Origin of the sequence: Myroides sp. DW712, from assembly GCF_046557355.1 — a bacterium.
Taxonomy (GTDB): domain Bacteria; phylum Bacteroidota; class Bacteroidia; order Flavobacteriales; family Flavobacteriaceae; genus Flavobacterium.
On record NZ_JBKFDO010000007.1, the window covers coordinates 18823 to 38157 of the forward strand.

Genomic DNA, 19335 nt, shown 5'->3' on the forward strand with positions numbered 1-19335 from the left:
TTATTTATATATATAATGAGATTACACAGAAACTTAGTTTTTACCGTTATTGATTCTATCTTATTAATTTTCAACGAAGGGGAATATGCAGACAAAGTTGTTGCAAAAGCCTTGAAAAAAGACAAACGTTGGGGAAGTGCAGACCGTAAATTCGTTGCTGAGACTATTTATGAAATTGTGCGTTGGAAAAGGCTTTATACTGAAATCGCAGAAGTAAAAGAACCGTTTACTCGCGATGATGCTTGGCGCATTTTTACTGTTTGGGCTGTATTAAGAGGGTATAATTTACCGGATTGGAAGTATTTTGAAAATGCCCCAATTCGCCGTATTAAAGGTAGATTTGATGAACTAAGTAAAATCAGAAAATTCAAAGAAGCTATTCCAGACTGGATGGATGAATTGGGTGTAAAGGAATTAGGCGAAGAAGTTTGGTCTAAAGAAATTGCAGCACAAAATCAACAAGCACAAGTAATTTTACGCGTGAATACGTTAAAAACTACACGCAAGAAATTACATGCCATCTTGATGGATTTAGATATTGAAACTATTCAACCTGAAGATTATCCCGATGCTTTAATCTTGAAAGAACGAGCAAATGTTTTTTTAACAGATGCTTTTAAAGAAGGGTTATTTGAGGTACAAGATGCTTCTTCTCAATTAGTTGCTCCCTTCTTAGGGGTTAAACCAGGTATGCGTGTTGTAGATACCTGTGCAGGTGCGGGAGGGAAAACACTTCATATGGCTGCTCTAATGGAGAACAAAGGGCAAATCATTGCCATGGATATCTACGAAAGCAAACAAAAACAACTAAAAATCAGAGCCAAAAGAAATAGTGCTTTTAATATTGAATACCGCATTATTGAAGGAACTAAAACCATTAAAAAACTACACGAAAAAGCAGATTGTGTTTTAATTGATGCTCCTTGTAGCGGTTTAGGGGTAATCAAGCGTAATCCAGATACAAAATGGAAATTACAACCTGAATTTGTAGAAGAAATCAAACAGGTACAACAGCAAATTTTACAAGATTATACGAAAATAGTTAAAGTAGGTGGAAATGTAGTCTATGCAACTTGTTCCATTTTACCGTCTGAAAACGAAAAACAAATTGAAAAATTCTTAGCTTCTGAACAAGGTCAAGGGTTTAAATTCATCAAAGACCACAAAGTATTGGCGCACCAATCAGGTTTTGATGGATTCTACATGGCGTTATTAGAAAGAATCAAATAAAAAACACACTTATAAAACAAAACATACACACATTATGAGAAAACAATTTCTATTTGCGCTCTTAGCTTCCCTTATTCTAGGATTTGGATGTACAAGAGATTCTGTTTTATCGCTAGATGATTTAGAAAAACCTACAAAACCTGGAGTAGAAAAACCAGAGGACGGAGGGAATGATGACGATGACGATGGCGGTACACCACCTGTTGATGGGGAAGCGGGTATCGACAAAAACGAACCAAACTTTGTTGCTAATTTCAATAATTGGTCTGGATTTGTAAACTCACTGAATAAATACAAACTTGTAAGCTATGCCATTGAGGCTAACGGTCAAGGAAAAACTGGAAGTGCCTTGCACTTAAATGGAACTCCAGATAAAAATGATTATGTATTTACAGTAGAGAATCAAACGGTGAATCCAAATGCTAAATTCATTAGTTTTTGGATGAAAGGAACTTCAGCTAAATCTCTTTCTTTCAATGTTTTCAAACAAGATGGAAGCTATGATGTTTTCAACCTAAAGAGTGATGCTGATATTAATGATAAAAAACCGGTGGTCATTTCTTCATCTGTTGTTTTGCAAAAAACGGCTAGAATGCAGGCCTCTAATCCACAAAATGGAAATAACGACTATACCAATTTAACGGTTAATAGTCCAGGACAATGGATTAAAGTTAGCTTAGACTTGACAAATGTTGACTACAACAAATCAGGTAAAGGAAGTGTTTTTGCCTTAAAAGTTGGCTCAAATGCGTTATATAATTTATACATCGATAGTATTGTTTTCGAAACAAGTGGTACAGATCCAGAAGTTCCTGGAGGAGAAGATAACGGAGATTACAACATACCTACGGCTATTTCGGATTACTATAAAACTGTTGATTTCTCTAAAGACGGTATGGCATTAAAAGCTGAATTAACCACGCTAACAAAAGCAAAACACGTTAAATTTTTAACGTATGCTAAAGTTTGGGATGCGTTAAAAGAAACAGATTTAACACCTGCGAAAAACGAAGTTTATTTGGTATATGGGCATGCAGGAGTTTTAACAGGTAAAACAGCTTACACAAGAGGTAAAAACACACACGGAGGAGCAAGTACGGATTGGAATAGAGAGCATACGTATGCAAAATCTTTAGGGACTCCAAATTTAGGAGAAACAGGTCCTGGATCGGATGCTCATCATTTACGTCCAGCTGACCCAGCTTGGAATAGCACAAGAGGAAATAAACTATTTATCAGCGGTTCAGGTGTATCTGGAGCGGTTGGCAATGGTTGGTATCCTGGAGATGAATGGAAAGGAGATGTGGCTCGTATGATGATGTATATGTACATTCGCTATGAAGATCGTTGTTTACCTTCGAATGTAGCTATAGGTGCTACCAATACGATTGACCGCAATATGATTCAATTGTTATTACAATGGAATGCGGAAGATCCAGTATCTCCACTAGAAATACAACGAAATGAGTATTTAGGAAATAAAGACAACGAATTTGGTCAAGGAAATAGAAATCCTTTTATTGACAATCCAAATCTAGCTACCAAAATTTGGGGCGGTCCAACGGCTGAAAATAAATGGAAGAAATAATATTTATTAAATTCCACAATATAAAGGGATTAGCCTAAAAAGCTAATCCCTTTTTTTACCAATTAAACGTAAAATTATCACCAGTTATCTTCCCTAATTTTATATTTCTATCAGGGTACACTATCTTTGCAGGAAATACACCTTATATCTTTATTATTAGCCTGTACTAGACAGGAATTATTTATTTACTATGAGAAAATATTATTTACTAGTTACAACGCTTGTATTTGCTTTGTTCGTAGGATGCAGCAAAGACGACAGTCCTACTCCTAAGAAACCGGACCCTGAAGGTCCTACGGTCCCTACTACGCCTGGATCCGATATTGTAAAAACAGATACCTATAATTATATCCCTACCCATACAGCAGAAGTAGAATACTACAATGGTGTAAATTTCAAATTAAGAGGAGACGAATTAAAAAGTGCCTTACGTACAGTCGTAACCCGTACGCATAAACCTCAGAATTACAGTCCGAATGTTTGGTATGCTTCGATAGAAACAGATCGCGATCCAGAAAACCCAAATAATGTTTTATTGGTTTACGGTTGGCCCAAAGGGACGGAAAGCAGTATTATACAAGCGAGAAGCATGGATAAGAATGCGAGAAACCATGGAGGATACAGTGATGAAAGACGTCAATCGCTTTGGGAACGTGAACACGTTTTTGCCAAATCCTTAGCCAATCCAAAATTGATAACTAACAGTTCAAACTTATTAAATAATATTGCTCATATTGCAGGTACAGATGCACACAACTTACGCCCGATTAATGGAGAGTGGAACAATACGCGCAGTAACCTAAAATTTACAGACGGTCAAGGAAATTCAGGAAGAAGAGGCTCTTTTTGGTATCCTGGAGATGAATGGAAAGGAGATGTTGCTCGAATGATGATGTATATGTATTTGAGATATGACAAGCAGTGTAAACCTGGTGATGTTGGAGATGGCATGATTGTTTACAGTGGCGATCGAGATGAAATGATTGAACTTTTCTTAAAATGGAATGCTGAAGACCCAGTATCTCCAATAGAGAGAAAACGAAATGAATACCATGGTAATCCAACTAATACCTATTCACAAGGAAATAGAAATCCATTTATTGATAATCCCTACTTAGCGAATTTAATTTGGGGAACCAACTATGATCGCGTAAAGGTTTCTGAAAATACTTGGGAAAGACGATAAAGAAAAAGGACTCGAATTAATTCTGAGTCCTTTTTTTATTATTTTTTTTCTTTTCAAACATCAGTTCTTTTACTTTCTCCTTGTCTTCTTTTTCTTTGGATAAATCGAACATAGTACCAAACACCCTGTCCCAAAACGTATTACTCACACCAAAACCCAATTCCTCATCTTTATAATGATGTAGGTGGTGATTTCGCCACAGCGGTTTCATAAACTTAAAAGGGGGTGCAAATGCGTGTATAGCATAATGCATAGAAGCATAGAGCAAATAACCAATGATAAATCCAGGATAAAACCCAAAAGTGTATCGACCTAAAAATAGATAGTGTAAACCAAACAGCACAGAAGCCAAAATAATACTTGGCACTGGAGGCATAAACAAGCGTTGTCTATCTCGAGGATAATGATGGTGATTGCCATGCATAATATAGGCAAAACGCTGTAATTTTGGTTTTTCGCTAATTAGATGAAACAAATAGCGATGGGCTAAATATTCAAAAAAAGTCCAGAACAACATCCCTCCTAAAAAGAGCAGAATGAGGTTCTGGATAGATAAATTATAATTCGTATACCCCAAATAAACAATGTAAGATAGTATCGGAATGTACATCCCCCATATTATGGCAGGATGCCCTTTTGTCAACATTTCTAAATAGGGATTCTCAAATAATCTCGCTTGTCCTTTGTTATTTATCTTGTCAAATTTCATATATCTTAGCTCTTTTTCTAGCTAAGATAAAAAAATTTTACCATCTTACCACAACACTTCCCCAGGTAAAACCACTGCCAAAAGCAGCTAAAACAACTAAATCACCTGATTTAATTTTTCCTTGTTCCCAAGCTTCTGTTAGCGCAATTGGCACAGATGCTGCGGTTGTATTTCCATATTTTTGAATGTTGTTGTACACTTGATCGTCTGACAAACCAAATTTTTGTTGGATAAATTGAGAGATTCTCAAATTGGCTTGATGTGGAATCAACATATCGATATCGGATACTTGTAGCTGATTGGCTTCCAATCCTTCCATGATCACCTCACTGAAACGAACCACTGCATTTTTAAATACAAATTGACCATTCATATACGGCATATAGCTCAAGTCATCCGGATTGTTGTCTTTTAAAATATCAGATACCCATCGTCCACCCATTCCTGGGGCAATTAGCGCTAATTCTTCTGCATGTTCTCCTTGGGAATGAATATGTGTAGATAAAATTCCTGTTTCGTCTTCCGAACGCGTTAAAATGGCTGCTCCTGCTCCATCTCCAAAAATCACAGATACAGCTCTTCCTCGGGTGGTCATATCCAATCCAGCTGAATGTACTTCGGAGCCAACGACTAAAACGGTTTTATACATCCCTGTTTTGATGTATTGATCCGCTACCGATAAGGCATAAATAAAACCGGAACACTGAGCGCGAATATCAAGAGCCGCTACCGTATTTAATCCTAATGCTTTTTGTAACATCACGCCAGGGCCTGGAAAATAGTAATCTGGACTCAACGTTGCAAATACAACAAAATCAATATCTTTAGCTTCTACTCCAGCGCGTTCCATGGCAATTTTTGCAGCCTTCACTCCCATTCCCGAAGTAGTGTCTTCTTCTAAATTCTTATGTCTACGCTCGTGGATTCCTGTTCTTTCGACAATCCATTCGTGATTGGTATCCATTATTTTTGACAAATCGTCATTGGTTACTACGTTATCAGGCACATAGTAACCTAGACCCGAAATCTTTGATCTAAACATGTTTATCTGGTTTAATTTGTTGAAGCAAAGGTAAGTTTTTTGTGTATTTTAAAAAACATCAACTACAAAAACGACTTTTTTTATAAATATTCCACGTATATTGCTTGGATAAACTAAAACAAACAAAAAAATGAAGGGTTTAAAAACGTCTTTATTATCTCTATTTCTAATTACATCTATGTACGCACAAGAAAATGTAACGTATCAAAAACCGTCTCAAGAAATTTTGCAATTGGCTGAATTTGAACGAGCACCTTCCATCTTTATTGACAGTCAAATGGAATACATGCTTTTGAGCTATCGCAGTACGTACAAAACCTTAGATGATTTAAATGTAGAAGAGATGCGATTAGGTGGTTTACGAATCGATGTGAACACCAATATTTCCAGTACACTAACGTACATCAACAACCTAAAAGTTAGAAAAGTAAAAGACAAATCGGAAATTCAAGTAAAAGGATTACCTGCCAATCCTCGAATTTCCAATGTAACGGTTTCTCCTGATCAAACAAAAATAGCCTTCACTAATACCATCGCAACAGGAGTAGAACTTTGGGTATTGGATTTTAAAACGGCAACAGCGAAAAAGCTAACGGAAGGGAACCTCAACGCTAATTTAGGCAATCCTATTACTTGGTTAAAAGACAACCAACAATTGTTGGTGAATGTTATTCCTGCCAACCGCCCTGCTTTAATAGATACGAAAAAAAATCTACCCACAGGCCCTATTGTATCGATTAGTGAAGAAGGGGTTGTTTCTCAAAACAGAACCTATCAAGATCTTTTGAAAAATAAAACGGATGAAGCTAACTTTGAAACGCTAGTAACATCCGAGCTATATTTAATTGATTTACAAGGAAATAAAAAAATATTCAAAGAAGCAGCAATGTATGCAAGTGAGTCGATTTCGCCTGATGGTACTTACCTAATGCTTACAACCTTAGAAAAACCGTTCTCCTACTTGGTACCGCTGAATCGCTTTCCAATGAAGACCTCAGTCTATACCCTAGATGGAACATTGGTTAAAGAAGTAAATGACATTGCTTTAAACGAAATTATGCCCAAAGGGTTTATGGCCGTTAGAGAAGGAAAAAGAAGTATGCAGTGGCGTGGGGATCAACCAGCAACCTTGTCTTATGTAGAAGCTTTAGATGGTGGAGATCCAGCAAAGGAAGTAACCTACAGAGATGAAGTATTTACGTGGGAAGCTCCGTTTACGACTGCTCCAAAATCGATCGTCAAATTGTCACAACGCTATGCGGGTATTACTTGGGGGAATGACCAAGTAGCGCTTGTAGCAGATCAGTGGTACGATACACGTAACTTCAGACAGTTTCTGATTAATCCTTCAACTTTTAATGATCAGCCGACCAAAATTGAGGACCGCAACGAGCAAGACGTTTACAGCGACCCAGGGACTTTTGAAACCAAGCGCAACGAATATGGTCGTTATACCTTAGCGATTGACAACAATAAAATGTATTTAATTGGCGAAGGATACACTCCAAAAGGGCAATTCCCATTTATTGATGAATTTGATTTAGCCACGCTAAAGACAAAACGTCTATATCAATCAACTTATACAACAAAAAAAGAGAGTATTCAGTCCATCGAGGACATCAAAAAAGGCTTGGTCTTAGTTTCGATTCAATCCCCAACAGAATATCCAAACTACTATTTCAGAAATATCAAGAAGAAAAACGATATTAAACCCATTACGACGTTCCAAAACCCATTTGAAAGCTTACATGGTGTACACAAAGAGGTAATCACCTATAAAAGAGCGGATGGTTTAGAATTATCAGGAACATTATATCTACCTGCGAACTACGATAAAAAGAACAAAACTGAGAAATTACCTTTGTTAATCTGGGCCTATCCAACGGAATACAAGGATAAGCATAGTGCAGGACAGGTTACTTCGAATTCTAATGAATTCACCTTCCCTTACTACGGGTCTTTTGTATATTGGGTAACAAAAGGATATGCCGTTTTAGATGATGCGGCTTTCCCTATTGTTGGAGAAGGAACAGAAGAGCCTAACGACACCTATATTGAGCAATTAGTTGCCAATGGTAAAGCAGCCATTGACGCTGTTGATGCATTAGGCTATATCGATCGCACTAAAGTTGGCGTGGGAGGCCATTCTTATGGTGCATTCATGACTGCAAACTTATTAACGCATTCTGATCTATTTGCGGTGGGAATTGCAAGAAGTGGAGCCTATAACCGTACCTTGACACCTTTTGGATTCCAAACGGAACAACGTAACTATTGGGAAGTTCCTCAAGTGTACAACACCATGTCTCCCTTTATGAATGCAGACAAAATGAAAACTCCTATGTTATTGGTACACGGAGAAGCAGATAACAACCCGGGGACGTTTACCTTACAAACAGAGCGCTATTTCCAAGCATTAAAAGGATTAGGTGCACCAGTGCGTATGGTGATTCTACCAAAAGAAAGCCACGGTTATGTTGCTAAAGAAAACATTTTACATTTACTATGGGAACAAGATCAGTTCTTGGAAAAATACCTTAAGAATAAATAAGAAAAGACCCTTCGGGGTCTTTTTTTTGGAAATGGGTGATGCGTAATGGATGTTTTGTCTTTTAGAATACAATAAACCAACCAAAGAACAAAAGCCAAACAAACAACAAATAAAAAAAGCTTGCGTTAAAAAACGCAAGCTTTTTTTATGTATTTGCTATTCATTGAACTGCTATATACTAATCAAAGGACGAATTGTCATTCGCTCTTACTCGTCGACACGTTCTATCCTTGCGCCTAAAGCGCGTAAGCGCTCATCAATTCGTTCATACCCACGGTCAATCTGATCAATATTCTGAATCACACTAGTTCCTTGTGCGGATAAAGCTGCAATTAACAAGGAAATTCCTGCGCGAATATCCGGTGAAGACATGCGTGTGGCTTTTAATTGGGATTTAAAATCATGTCCAATCACCACCGCTCGGTGTGGATCACATAAGATAATTTTAGCGCCCATATCGATTAATTTATCGACGAAGAACAAACGGCTTTCAAACATCTTCTGGTGAATCAATACTTCTCCTCTTGCTTGCGTAGCCACCACTAAGATTACACTTAGTAAATCAGGCGTTAATCCTGGCCAAGGTGCATCGGCAATAGTCAAGATTGACCCATCGATAAAACTCTGTATTTCGTATCCTTGCGCGTGAGCAGGAATATAGATATCGTCTCCTCTTTTTTCTAACTGAATTCCCAAACGCTTAAAAGTATTCGGAATCACCCCTAAGTGTTCCCATCCAACATTTTTGATGGTTAATTCACTTTTAGTCATAGCCGCTAATCCAATCCAAGAACCAATTTCAATCATATCCGGTAAGATACGGTGTTCACAACCCGTTAATTTCTCTACCCCTTCAATGGTTAGGAAATTCGATCCAACCCCAGTAATTTTAGCTCCCATGCTATTCAGCATTTTGCAAAGCTGTTGCAAATAGGGTTCACAAGCTGCATTGTAAATGGTTGTCGTTCCTTTAGCTAAAACGGCAGCCATGATGATGTTGGCTGTTCCAGTAACAGAAGCTTCTTCTAGGAGCATATCAGCTCCAATCAGTTGCTCTGCTTCCACCCCATAAAAATACTCCTCTCGGTTGTATCTAAAGGTAGCCCCTAATTTGATAAATCCTTCAAAATGCGTATCTAAACGACGTCTTCCGATTTTATCTCCTCCTGGTTTTGGAATATACCCTTTACCAAAACGACCTAAAAGTGGCCCTACCATCATAATAGAACCTCGTAACGCCTTTCCTCCTGCTTTAAAGTCTTCTGACGTTAGATAATCCAAATTTAGATGATCTGCTTGAAACGACATTTTATTGGGTGCTAATCGCTCAATTTTCACCCCTAATGATTCCAATAATTCAATTAGTTTATTGACATCAATAATATCGGGGATATTGGAAATTACTACTTTTTCATTTGTTAACAACACCGCACAAAGTACTTGTAAAGCTTCATTTTTAGCCCCTTGCGCATGTACTTCACCTTTTAATTGGTGACCTCCTTCAATTCTAAATGTACTCATTGCTTTTTACCTTTTGCTTGATAATTGTGCTTGCTATACTTCTTGTTGTTATTGTTGTTTCCTTTTTGATTATTGGCATTATTCGCATTGTTGTTGGTATTATTGCTATTCGAATAATTGCTTTTGTTAGATTGCTTGCGATTTACCTGAATCAAGTTAGCTGTTGTTGACAGCTCTTCTTCTTGTTTAGATAAATTAATTTGTCCCCCTGAAAGTTCACGGAGGTGTTCAAAAATCACTTCATCCTTCACATTGTCTTTATTCCAACTGAGGTAACTTTTTTTCATGTGATTGGCAATCACAATAATCAAGGCATCTCGCATTTCACCTTCTTCAAACTTCAACGCTTCCGCAATCATACTCTTGATATTATTACCGTAATAGCGATAATTCAATTGTTTTTTGGGATAAGGTAAAACTTCTGGTTTTGCATACACCGTTTCTCTCGTCGCAATAGGAAAAGGACAATCAACCTCTAGTTTAAAGTCAGAAATCATAAAAAGCTGATCCCATAATTTATGCTGAAAATCAGGCACATCACGCAAATGCGGGTTCATATCCCCCATGACGCGAATGGCGTAATTAGCGGCTTTATTGCGTTCCTCTTGATTTTCCATTTGAGCAATTTGCTCAATCATAATCTGAAGGTGACGACCGTAATCTGGAATTACTAATTTATTTGTGGCTGTATTGTAGCCTAAATGCGCTACTGCTTCTGCGGAGTTAAATTTCATCTAATTGGTGTTTACAAAATTTGGCGATTAGCCTGAGCTATAAAAGTAGGAAACTTTCTAGGATAAATCAATTTTTTACAGCGATAAAAGCCCTTCAATTGTCGATAACTCAATATATTTATCAACAATGGCTTGTGCACTCGCCATATGCACTTTTATCGAGACACTGGTAAAGGTACCTTTACTTGAATTACGGAAGTTAATCACGGGGTTCATTCCGTCAAAAGCGCGTTCAATTTGAGCAATTTTTTGCTCGTCTGCAGGCACAATAAATTTGAATAAATATTCATTTGGCCAACTTCTTTCAAACTCTAACTTTTCCTTTAAGCTTTCGTAAAATTCTTTCGTTTTAGTATCCATACATTATTTTGATACAAATATACGGATTTTTGGTTGATTTTTGGTTGATTTTTTGTTGTTCGTTCTTTGGTGTTTGATTTTTACTTTTTGCTTTTTTTGTAGTTGCTTTTTTGTTCTTTGTACGATTTGTTCTTTGTCCAGTTTGTTGCATTCAATACGAATGCTTCAATCCCCCTTCGATTTCGCTTCGACATTCATTCGACATTCCTCCAACAAAAAGCTGTGTTTTCCTAGTATTCTCCAAGGAGGGTCGAAGGAATATCGAATAACCCCCTACCAAATCTCTTCTGAAAAGTATTTTTGCTTTTTTGTTCTTCGGTGTTTGTTCTTCGGTGTTTGTTCTTTGGTGTTTGATTAGAGTAAGCCAGAGTAACAACGTTCTAAGGCATAGAGTAGGAAATCTCACCAAACCCTCACCAAATCCCCACCAAACCCTCACCAAACCCTCACCTACCCCCCACCACCCCCCCACCAAACCCCCACCAAACCCACCCCAACCTTCACAAATAACAAAAAAGCAACAGACAAAAGGCAGGTTATCCCGACTTTTTACCTTACTTTTGCCCCTTCTTTATTTTTAGGTAGCAATGAATACAAAACTCGTTTTAATAATCGGTGGCCCAGGATCTGGTAAAACAACTATAATCAATGAATTAACTGCAAAAGGTTATACCTGTTATCCTGAAATATCAAGAGAAGTGACCAAAAAGGCGCAAGAAAAAGGAATTGATCAGCTTTTTTTAACGGAACCTCTGTTATTTAGTCAACTTTTACTAGAAGGTAGAATTGATCAACATAGAAGTGCGGCAGAAGAGGATGCCCCTGTAGTTTTTATTGACCGTGGAATTCCAGATGTATTGGCGTATATGCATTACAAAGGAGATGCCTATCCAGAGAGCTTTGATATGGCATGTAAAAATCACTTGTATCATCAGATTTTCTTATTACCTCCTTGGGAAAACATTTACATTAGTGATGAACAGCGCTATGAATCATTTGAACAAGCAAATCTCATTCACCGTTATTTGGTTGACACCTATAAGGGGTATGGCTATGATTTGATCGAAGTTCCCCGAGAAACCATTGCCAAAAGAGTCGATTTTATCTTAGAGCGTATATAATATAAAAAAAGGATTGTTGTTACAATCCTTTTTACATTTTTGACTACCTTAGTCGAAAGCCAAAACCTTTGTTTCAATGACGAAAAAGCCCCTCGATATCCTTCAGCACTATTGGAAACACAGTTCTTTTCGAGAGCCGCAAGAAGCCATTATCACCGCTGTTTTAGCAGGCAAGGATACCTTTGCGTTATTGCCTACAGGGGGAGGAAAAAGCATCTGCTTTCAGATTCCAGCACTACTTCTACCGGGTACTTGTTTGGTTATATCCCCTTTGGTTGCCTTGATGCAAGATCAGGTCAATAATCTAAATGCTTTGGGAATCAAAGCAACGGCGATTATGGGTGGAGCTTCTTTGACTGATATAGATGCTATTCTAGACAATTGTCGCTATGGTGAATATAAATTGTTGTATATCTCTCCAGAACGATTGGAACAGACCTGGTTATTAGAGCGTATAGAACATCTCAAAATCAGCTTAATCGCAGTAGATGAAGCGCATTGTATTTCACAATGGGGGCACGATTTTCGCCCTGCCTACCTCAAGATTAACCAGTTGCGCAAGCTATTTCCTACTGTCCCTCTTATTGCATTAACGGGATCAGCCAATCAACGGGTAATCGACGATATCTGTACCAATCTCGAGCTAAAAGAGGTGGCCTTATTCAAGAAGAGCTTTTATAGAAGTAACCTCATCTATGGGGTATATCCCGTGGAAAATAAAGAAATTATTGTGGAGCGCATGCTACAGAAAAATCCTTTTCCCACGATTATTTACGTCCGCAATAGAAAAGAAACCCAGGTATTAGCCCAGCAATTGAACCAGAAAAACTTCAAGGCGAATTTTTTTCACGGGGGGTTAAACACGTTTGAGAAGAAAAAAAGGCTAGACGATTGGGTGGCAGAAAAAACACCGATTATGGTAGCAACCAATGCTTTTGGCATGGGGATTGACAAAAAGAATGTCCACAATGTCATTCACTTGCAACTGCCAGACAACTTAGAAAATTACTACCAAGAGGCAGGACGTGCAGGGCGCGATGAATCTAGGGCATTTGCATCTTTACTACTTGCTCCAAATGAACCTAAATCCGTCGAAGACTGGACCAAAGACAATTTGTTTGACAAAGCCTTTTTAAAGCTGGTTTATCGCAAACTCAACAACTATTTAAGTATTGGTTTAGGGGAAGGGTACAATACCTCCTACTCTTTTAGTTTCAATCAGTTTTGTGTGCACTATCAATTTCCCTATTCCCTGACCTATAATGCCTTGCAATTCTTAGATCGTCAAGGGATTTGTAAACTAACTCCCAATTCGAATAACAAGACGCAAGTTCAATTTACAGTAAGTAGTAGTGAATTGCTGGATTATGTGTATGACAATGAACGACAAGAAAATGTTTTACTACAGATTATCCGCCACTATCCAGGTATACACGAATACAACACGCCAATTAACTTGGCTTTCATCAGTGAACAGGTTCAGGAACCAATTTTATTTGTGCAGGAGTGTTTGCAAACCTGGCATCAAGAAGAGCTTTGTATTTTCACACCCGAAGAACACGATTTGGAGCTTACCTTTCTCGAAGCATGGGAGGAGGATAAAACGATTTACCGCACTTTTCCCTTTTTGGATCAGCAGAATAAACTCAAACTCGAACAGTATCGCGCTATTTATTTTTACGCACAAAATGACGATATTTGTAAGAACAAAATCATCCTGCACTATTTCAATGAAACGATGGAGCACAATTGCGGCAGTTGTTCTACCTGTATACAGGCCAATCGAAAGCAACCTACGGATGATTTAGCGAAAAAAAGAGAGCGTTTAATCTTGTACTTACAGCGCAAAGAAGCAGCCACTACCAAAGAAATGGAAGCAGATCTATCACTCGATATACAAGATATTATCACCGTGATTCAGCAATTATCTGAACAGCAAAAAATTAAATTAAATAACAAAAATCAATATACTTTACTCTGATGAAAGACTTACGTATCCTATTTATGGGAACCCCTGATTTTGCGGTTGGCATTCTCGATGCGATATATCAACATAACTTCACTATTGTAGCTGTGATTACAGCCCCTGATCGACCAGCAGGAAGAGGTCAAAAATTAAAGTTTTCTGCGGTAAAAGAATATGCACTAGAAAAAAACTTACCTATTTTACAACCGACGAATTTAAAAGACGAGGATTTTTTACGTGAATTAGCTTCGTATCAGGCCAATTTACAAGTAGTAGTAGCTTTCAGAATGTTACCCGCTGTGGTGTGGCAAATGCCAGAATATGGAACCTTCAATCTACACGCCTCTTTATTACCCGATTACCGAGGAGCAGCACCGATTAACTGGGCCATTATCAATGGAGAAAAGAAAACAGGCGTTACGACCTTCTTCATTGATGAGAAAATTGATACTGGAGCTATTATCTTAAAGAAAGAAACGACAATTGGCGAAAAAGAAACAGCAGGAGAACTTCACGATCGCTTAATGGTCTTGGGCGCTGAAACCGTAGTTGAAACCCTGGAATTAATCCAACAAGGTGAGGTAAAAGTGGTACATCAACCCGCAGAAGATACGAAAACAGCTTATAAATTAAACCGAGACAACTGCAAAATCGACTTTTCCAAACCAGGACCAGAGATTGAACAGCTTATTCGCGGGCTAAGCCCTTATCCAGCAGCTTGGTGTATGCTTGAAGACCGCGATACACAGCAAGAATGGAGCATTAAAATACACGAAGCTTATTTCGAAGAAGAACAACACCAACTACCTATTGGTCAAGTCATTACAGCTAAAAAAACGATACAAATAGCCGTTCAAAAGGGCTTCTTGCAGGTGATAAAATTACAGCTCCCAGGCAAGAAAATGATGCTGGTAAACGAAGTATTAAATGGACAAAAATTTAGCGAAAACACTATCGTTTTATAACTCATTCTATTACAAAGACATACTTCATATAGAACCTTAACACAAAAAAAGATATTATACGGCGTTTTTTTTTTACAAAAAGCTTGTTTTATAACTTTATAACCCTAAATTTGTAATAAGAACGTTAATAAAGTTAACCTTTAAAAAAAATTATTATGAACAAAACAGAATTAATTGATGCTATCGCAAAAGATGCAGAGATCAGTAAAGTTGCAGCTAAAAAAGCTTTAGAATCTTTCTTATCTAACGTTGAATCTACATTAGCTAAAGGAGACAAAATTTCATTGGTAGGTTTCGGTTCATGGTCAGTATCTGAGAGAGCTGCTAGAGAAGGAAGAAACCCTCAAACTGGAAAAACAATTAAAATTGCTGCTAAAAAAGTAGTTAAATTTAAAGCTGGATCTGAATTAGAAGGATCTGTAAACAAGTAGTTACTGACTTTGTTTATGTAATATAAACATATCTAAATAGTAAAAAATTAAAAAAGTCTTATTATATTGTATAATGAGACTTTTTTTTATGCCTTATTGCTATGACAAGACACGAGATTAACAAAGGAGATTACTTGGTTGCACTTCCCTCTGCTTACAATCCGACAGACCTCGAATTCAACCAATCTGTGATTTTATTAACCGATCACAACCTCGATGGTTGCATGGGTTTTATCTTGAATAAACCAACCCCTTATTTGTTGAGTGAACTCGTGCCAGAGAGTACGGGTGCTTTTACTGTTTATCACGGAGGTCCTGTTGAGTCGGATCGCTTGTTTTGCATTCACCAATGTCCAGATTTAATACCTGATAGCATTGCCATTACCGATCAGTTGTATTGGGGTGGTGATTTTAACGCTATCTTTCATCATATTGAATTGGGACTACTCACCCATCTGGATGTGCGTTTCTTTATGGGTTATGCTGGCTGGGATAATGGACAATTGGAAATGGAACTCTCCAACCAACATTGGGTAAAGACGATAACACTTCCTTTCAACCTCTTTGAACAAGCAACAAAGTCGTATTGGAAACAAGCCATGCAAACACTGGGAAAGGATTTTAGTATTTGGTCCAATGCACCAGAAAACCCGAATTTAAATTGATTTTTTTGGAAAAGAGAAAAGAGAAATGGGTGATTTTTTCAATCATTAAATTAACTTTCTTTTTTAAACTGATTACTGTAAACTAATATAACAAGAGAAGGCTTGCAATTGCAAGCCTTCTCTTGTTATATTCAAAATTTTACTCTTCTCCCATTCTCTTCTCTCAGCACCAAAAAAAATCTACATTAATCGAATTTTTGCATTTAAGCGATCGATTAAGTCTTTAGAAACTTGGGTAGTGAAAGTTTTTTTTCTGTATTTGGTTACAGGTTGTATTCCTACAATTACATTGCTGATAAAGATTTCATCTGCCTTTTGCAATTCGAATGGAGAGATTGCTCCTTCCTCTAAGGTGTATTCTGGGTGTTTTGCAAGGAGTTCTATGATTTGCTTGCGCATTACTCCTTTTATACAACCTTCGTCCAATGGAGGGGTTTTAATGACGTTTTGATTCACTACAAACAAATTACCGTTCACTGCTTCAATAATATTCTTCTTGTCATTGACTAACAAGCAGTTTTGGTAGTCGTTTTCAGCAGCGAAAATACTCGCTAGTACATTGACTGCACGATTAGTGGTTTTTACGGTTGACAGTAAATTAGCTGCTACGTAGAAATCTTTGTACAGTTCCACTTCATAGGGTTGTTCTTGGAAGGTATAGACCGCTTCGGTTAATGCTTCAGCTGTAGCGACGAATCCGATGCTTTTATTTTCTTTCGGTAAGTATTTTCCTTCTGCGTCTCGATAGACCGTAAAGCGCACGCGGAAAGCTTTTGCTTCTACTTGCATCGCGTTTGCTGTTTGTATAATTTCTTCTTGAAAATTTTCTAAGGTAAAGTGCATGGGAATTTCCATACGCATGATTCGCATAGAAGACATCAATCGGAAGTAGTGATCTTCAGCGAATAGTACTTTTTTATCAAGCACGCGTACTGTTTCAAAAACAGCATCTCCATATAAGAAACCGCGGTTACTTTCTATTGCTAGGACTGTAGTAGAAACAAGTTTGCCGTTAACATTAATCATAGGTTGAATTTGTGATTACTATTAACGGCAAATATAAGTTATATTTTATGGAAATTAGGCAGAACCCAACACTTGTTTTAAATCCATGATTTGATTTTCCCACAACTGTTTTGATTCATCTATTTCGTCTACTTCTGCAAAATCAGTCACGATGATGGTTACATCTTTGGTCAATTCATCGCGTATTATTTTTATTTCAAAGTAATATTCGGTATCATCTCCCTCTTCATCCAGCCATCTATAACGAACTCTTTCGTCTGCTTTTCGCGTTACTACTCTTGCTTTTTCTTCCGAATCTCCCCATATAAAAGAATAAACTTCTCCTCTTGAGTTTACGTTATCAGCGAACCATTCGCTTAATCCTGAAGGATCTGACACGTATTGATATAACAATTGAGGGGACGAATTTATTGAAAATTCTAATTCATATTTTTCTTTCATAGCTGTACTTAAAAAAGTTATAATTCCTCGAATATAAACATATTTTGGTAATAAAAAAATATTTTTTAAGAAGCTTACCGTTTGCTTTATATGAAAATAATAGTAACTTTGCACTCGCATTCTAGAAATAGAATAAAAACCAACATTTGGCGAGGTAGCTCAGTTGGTTAGAGCGCAGGATTCATAACCCTGAGGTCACGGGTTCAAATCCCGTCTTCGCTACAAGTAAAATCAAGGGCTGAAAGAAATTTTCTTTCAGCCCTTTTACATTTGGTACAACATAGGTACAACTTTTTACTACTCTTTTTCCAAATCAATATAATCCTTTCCTTTGTCTTTTTGCTGACCTGTGTTGGATTTTGATTGGGTTTTAAACATAGAAAAGTTATTTTTATCTAGTTTCTTTTCTATTTCAACCTGCATCATCCCTAATGTAAAAGCTTTTCCTTTCTCTGAAGAATTATTGATTGATACAGTTTTTGAAGATAGTTCAGAATTATATTTGGCAATAAAATATCCCTCATTAAATGCTTTTATATATTCTTGTGAGGGAGTCACCTCATCATGTTCATAATGTGCATTCATATTAAAATGTGTTTTTTGAGTATTTTTCTAAATATACATCTATAGAGTCTCGATCATAAAGAATGATCTTCTTTTCTGGTTTCGTAAATCTAATTTTCCCTTCATCACGTAGTTTTTGTAATGTCGTTTTAGATTTGATGTTTAATAATCGCATTGCCTCTTCATTCGATACCCACTTATCACGTGTTACATTATTTTTTTCTTTCAACCGTTCTACGACTTGTTCCACAAGTTCATAAAATGCTTTTTCTTCAAGACAAATTACCTGCATGATAAAATAATTTTATTCTTTACTAAGTGATTTACTTTTATCAGGAGTATTCTCTTGTTGTCTTCCTCCTGAATAACTTACGCTTTTAGATGCAACAGGGTTAGCTTTGTCACCATCACTTCTATTAATTGTAATACCTTCTTTTTTAAAATAACTATCTGACATTTTATATTTAGCATTATCGTCGTCAGCTAACTTATCTTTATTATCTATGTTGTCTTTATCATCTTTTTTATCATCTGACGCACCCTCAATATCTTTTACTGATTCAACTATATTATCTATGATTTTATTTTCAGATGCTTCAGCCTTAGGTTGCTGAGTAATTTCCCTGTTATTTGCGTTAAGTTTTTCTCGTAAATTTGCCGCTATATCATCGAATGATTTATTTTGAAAATTCCGTAAAGCATCAAACCTATCTTGGGATTTATTAAATTCATTCGTGCTATATTTTGATGCATCAATTTCTTTTAATTCCTTATTTCTGAACTTTGTAAAATTCTCTTGGCTTTTTTCTGCTCTTTCAGGAAATCTTCGCCTATAATTTTCAATCGCTTTTTTTGCTATTGGATCTTCATGAGAAATATACTGACCTTGCGGATTATTATTTCTCATCTCATCAGTTTTATAATAAATAGCTTCCTGATAGTCTGGTCTATGACATCCATAAGTTTGAGCTAGATAAGAAGCTTTTTCCTTATATTTTTCAGTTATACTAAATTTTTGGTATTCTGCTTCAGCTTTAGATATTTCGTGTTTAGCTACACGATTAATATTAAGCATTTCCAATTTTAGAGCAGGTTTTGCTATAATATTTTCCTTATCTAATTCTGTATAATAGTCCTTTGATAATTCACGAAAATTTTTGTAACACTCTTCTGTTGCGATATGAGATACATATTGCATCATCCAATCGGGCATTGGTCTTTCAGACATAAAAACA

General features: G+C 36.8%; 19 protein-coding genes and 1 tRNA gene. 10 read left to right on the forward strand and 10 right to left on the reverse strand.

Annotated elements, in window-relative coordinates:
- Positions 1-15 precede the first annotated feature (15 nt).
- The 3 genes from ACLJX0_RS07145 (at position 16) to ACLJX0_RS07155 (ending at position 4004) form a co-directional block, all read left to right on the forward strand.
- The gene (locus tag ACLJX0_RS07145; protein ID WP_410879439.1) at positions 16-1230 is read left to right on the forward strand and encodes an RsmB/NOP family class I SAM-dependent RNA methyltransferase; all 1215 of its coding nucleotides are present in this window, start codon (positions 16-18) and stop codon (positions 1228-1230) included.
- Between the two features lie 34 nt (positions 1231-1264).
- A complete protein-coding gene (locus ACLJX0_RS07150; protein ID WP_410879440.1) occupies positions 1265-2818 on the forward strand; it encodes an endonuclease I family protein in 1554 nt (517 codons plus the stop codon).
- Positions 2819-3008: 190 nt separating this feature from the next.
- Positions 3009-4004 (forward strand): endonuclease I family protein, encoded by a 996-nt coding sequence (locus ACLJX0_RS07155; RefSeq protein ID WP_410879441.1) that lies wholly within the window; start codon positions 3009-3011, stop codon positions 4002-4004.
- A 16-nt stretch (positions 4005-4020) separates the two neighbouring features.
- Here the strand turns inward: ACLJX0_RS07155 and ACLJX0_RS07160 are convergent, their stop codons facing one another.
- A complete protein-coding gene (locus ACLJX0_RS07160; protein WP_410879442.1) occupies positions 4021-4713 on the reverse strand; it encodes a sterol desaturase family protein in 693 nt (230 codons plus the stop codon).
- 37 nt (positions 4714-4750) lie between these two features.
- Positions 4751-5755: a 3-oxoacyl-ACP synthase III family protein gene (locus tag ACLJX0_RS07165; RefSeq protein WP_410879443.1), complete on the reverse strand. Its 1005-nt coding sequence runs from the start codon at positions 5753-5755 to the stop codon at positions 4751-4753.
- Between the two features lie 130 nt (positions 5756-5885).
- Here ACLJX0_RS07165 and ACLJX0_RS07170 point away from each other — a divergent pair, with 130 nt between their 5' ends.
- Positions 5886-8306 (forward strand): prolyl oligopeptidase family serine peptidase, encoded by a 2421-nt coding sequence (locus ACLJX0_RS07170; RefSeq protein WP_410879444.1) that lies wholly within the window; start codon positions 5886-5888, stop codon positions 8304-8306.
- A gap of 207 nt (positions 8307-8513) precedes the next feature.
- Here the strand turns inward: ACLJX0_RS07170 and murA are convergent, their stop codons facing one another.
- The 3 genes from murA to ACLJX0_RS07185 all read right to left on the reverse strand — a co-directional run bounded on the left by murA (position 8514) and on the right by ACLJX0_RS07185 (position 10921).
- A complete protein-coding gene (gene murA / locus ACLJX0_RS07175; protein ID WP_410879445.1) occupies positions 8514-9827 on the reverse strand; it encodes a UDP-N-acetylglucosamine 1-carboxyvinyltransferase in 1314 nt (437 codons plus the stop codon).
- On the reverse strand, positions 9824-10561 hold the full coding sequence (locus ACLJX0_RS07180; protein ID WP_410879446.1) for a DUF4290 domain-containing protein: 738 nt from the start codon (positions 10559-10561) through the stop codon (positions 9824-9826). The genes murA and ACLJX0_RS07180 overlap by 4 nt, the downstream gene beginning before the upstream one ends.
- A gap of 75 nt (positions 10562-10636) precedes the next feature.
- Complete coding sequence (locus ACLJX0_RS07185) at positions 10637-10921, reverse strand: DUF493 family protein (protein ID WP_410879447.1); 285 nt, start codon at positions 10919-10921, stop codon at positions 10637-10639.
- Between the two features lie 587 nt (positions 10922-11508).
- On the opposite strand from ACLJX0_RS07185, the gene ACLJX0_RS07190 reads away from it, so the two are divergent.
- The 5 genes from ACLJX0_RS07190 (at position 11509) to ACLJX0_RS07210 (ending at position 16069) form a co-directional block, all read left to right on the forward strand.
- Entirely contained in the window at positions 11509-12042 is a 534-nt protein-coding gene (locus tag ACLJX0_RS07190; RefSeq protein WP_410879448.1) for an AAA family ATPase, read from the forward strand.
- Between the two features lie 76 nt (positions 12043-12118).
- Entirely contained in the window at positions 12119-14023 is a 1905-nt protein-coding gene (locus ACLJX0_RS07195) for an ATP-dependent DNA helicase RecQ (protein WP_410879449.1), read from the forward strand.
- Positions 14023-14973: a methionyl-tRNA formyltransferase gene (gene fmt / locus ACLJX0_RS07200; protein ID WP_410879450.1), complete on the forward strand. Its 951-nt coding sequence runs from the start codon at positions 14023-14025 to the stop codon at positions 14971-14973. Before ACLJX0_RS07195 ends, fmt begins: the two co-directional genes overlap by 1 nt.
- Positions 14974-15128: 155 nt before the next feature.
- Positions 15129-15404, forward strand: a complete 276-nt coding sequence (locus ACLJX0_RS07205; RefSeq protein ID WP_002986040.1) for an HU family DNA-binding protein — start codon at positions 15129-15131, stop codon at positions 15402-15404.
- 101 nt (positions 15405-15505) lie between these two features.
- Positions 15506-16069, forward strand: coding sequence for a YqgE/AlgH family protein (locus tag ACLJX0_RS07210; protein ID WP_410879451.1), 564 nt, complete (start codon positions 15506-15508; stop codon positions 16067-16069).
- A gap of 180 nt (positions 16070-16249) precedes the next feature.
- On the opposite strand, the gene ACLJX0_RS07215 is transcribed toward ACLJX0_RS07210, so the two are convergent.
- Positions 16250-17095, reverse strand: coding sequence for an aminotransferase class IV (locus ACLJX0_RS07215; RefSeq protein ID WP_410879452.1), 846 nt, complete (start codon positions 17093-17095; stop codon positions 16250-16252).
- 54 nt (positions 17096-17149) lie between these two features.
- Positions 17150-17536 (reverse strand): START-like domain-containing protein, encoded by a 387-nt coding sequence (locus ACLJX0_RS07220; protein WP_410879453.1) that lies wholly within the window; start codon positions 17534-17536, stop codon positions 17150-17152.
- Positions 17537-17684: 148 nt separating this feature from the next.
- On the opposite strand from ACLJX0_RS07220, the gene ACLJX0_RS07225 reads away from it, so the two are divergent.
- Positions 17685-17758 (forward strand) — tRNA-Met (locus tag ACLJX0_RS07225).
- A 75-nt stretch (positions 17759-17833) separates the two neighbouring features.
- On the opposite strand, the gene ACLJX0_RS07230 is transcribed toward ACLJX0_RS07225, so the two are convergent.
- Genes ACLJX0_RS07230 through ACLJX0_RS07240 form a run of 3 tightly spaced genes read right to left on the reverse strand, consistent with a single transcriptional unit; the run spans position 17834 to position 19328 of the window.
- Positions 17834-18121: a hypothetical protein gene (locus ACLJX0_RS07230; protein ID WP_410879455.1), complete on the reverse strand. Its 288-nt coding sequence runs from the start codon at positions 18119-18121 to the stop codon at positions 17834-17836.
- Position 18122: 1 nt separating this feature from the next.
- The gene (locus ACLJX0_RS07235) at positions 18123-18392 is read right to left on the reverse strand and encodes a helix-turn-helix domain-containing protein (RefSeq protein WP_410879457.1); all 270 of its coding nucleotides are present in this window, start codon (positions 18390-18392) and stop codon (positions 18123-18125) included.
- A gap of 12 nt (positions 18393-18404) precedes the next feature.
- A complete protein-coding gene (locus tag ACLJX0_RS07240) occupies positions 18405-19328 on the reverse strand; it encodes a hypothetical protein (RefSeq protein ID WP_410879459.1) in 924 nt (307 codons plus the stop codon).
- Between the last annotated feature and the right edge of the window lie 7 nt (positions 19329-19335).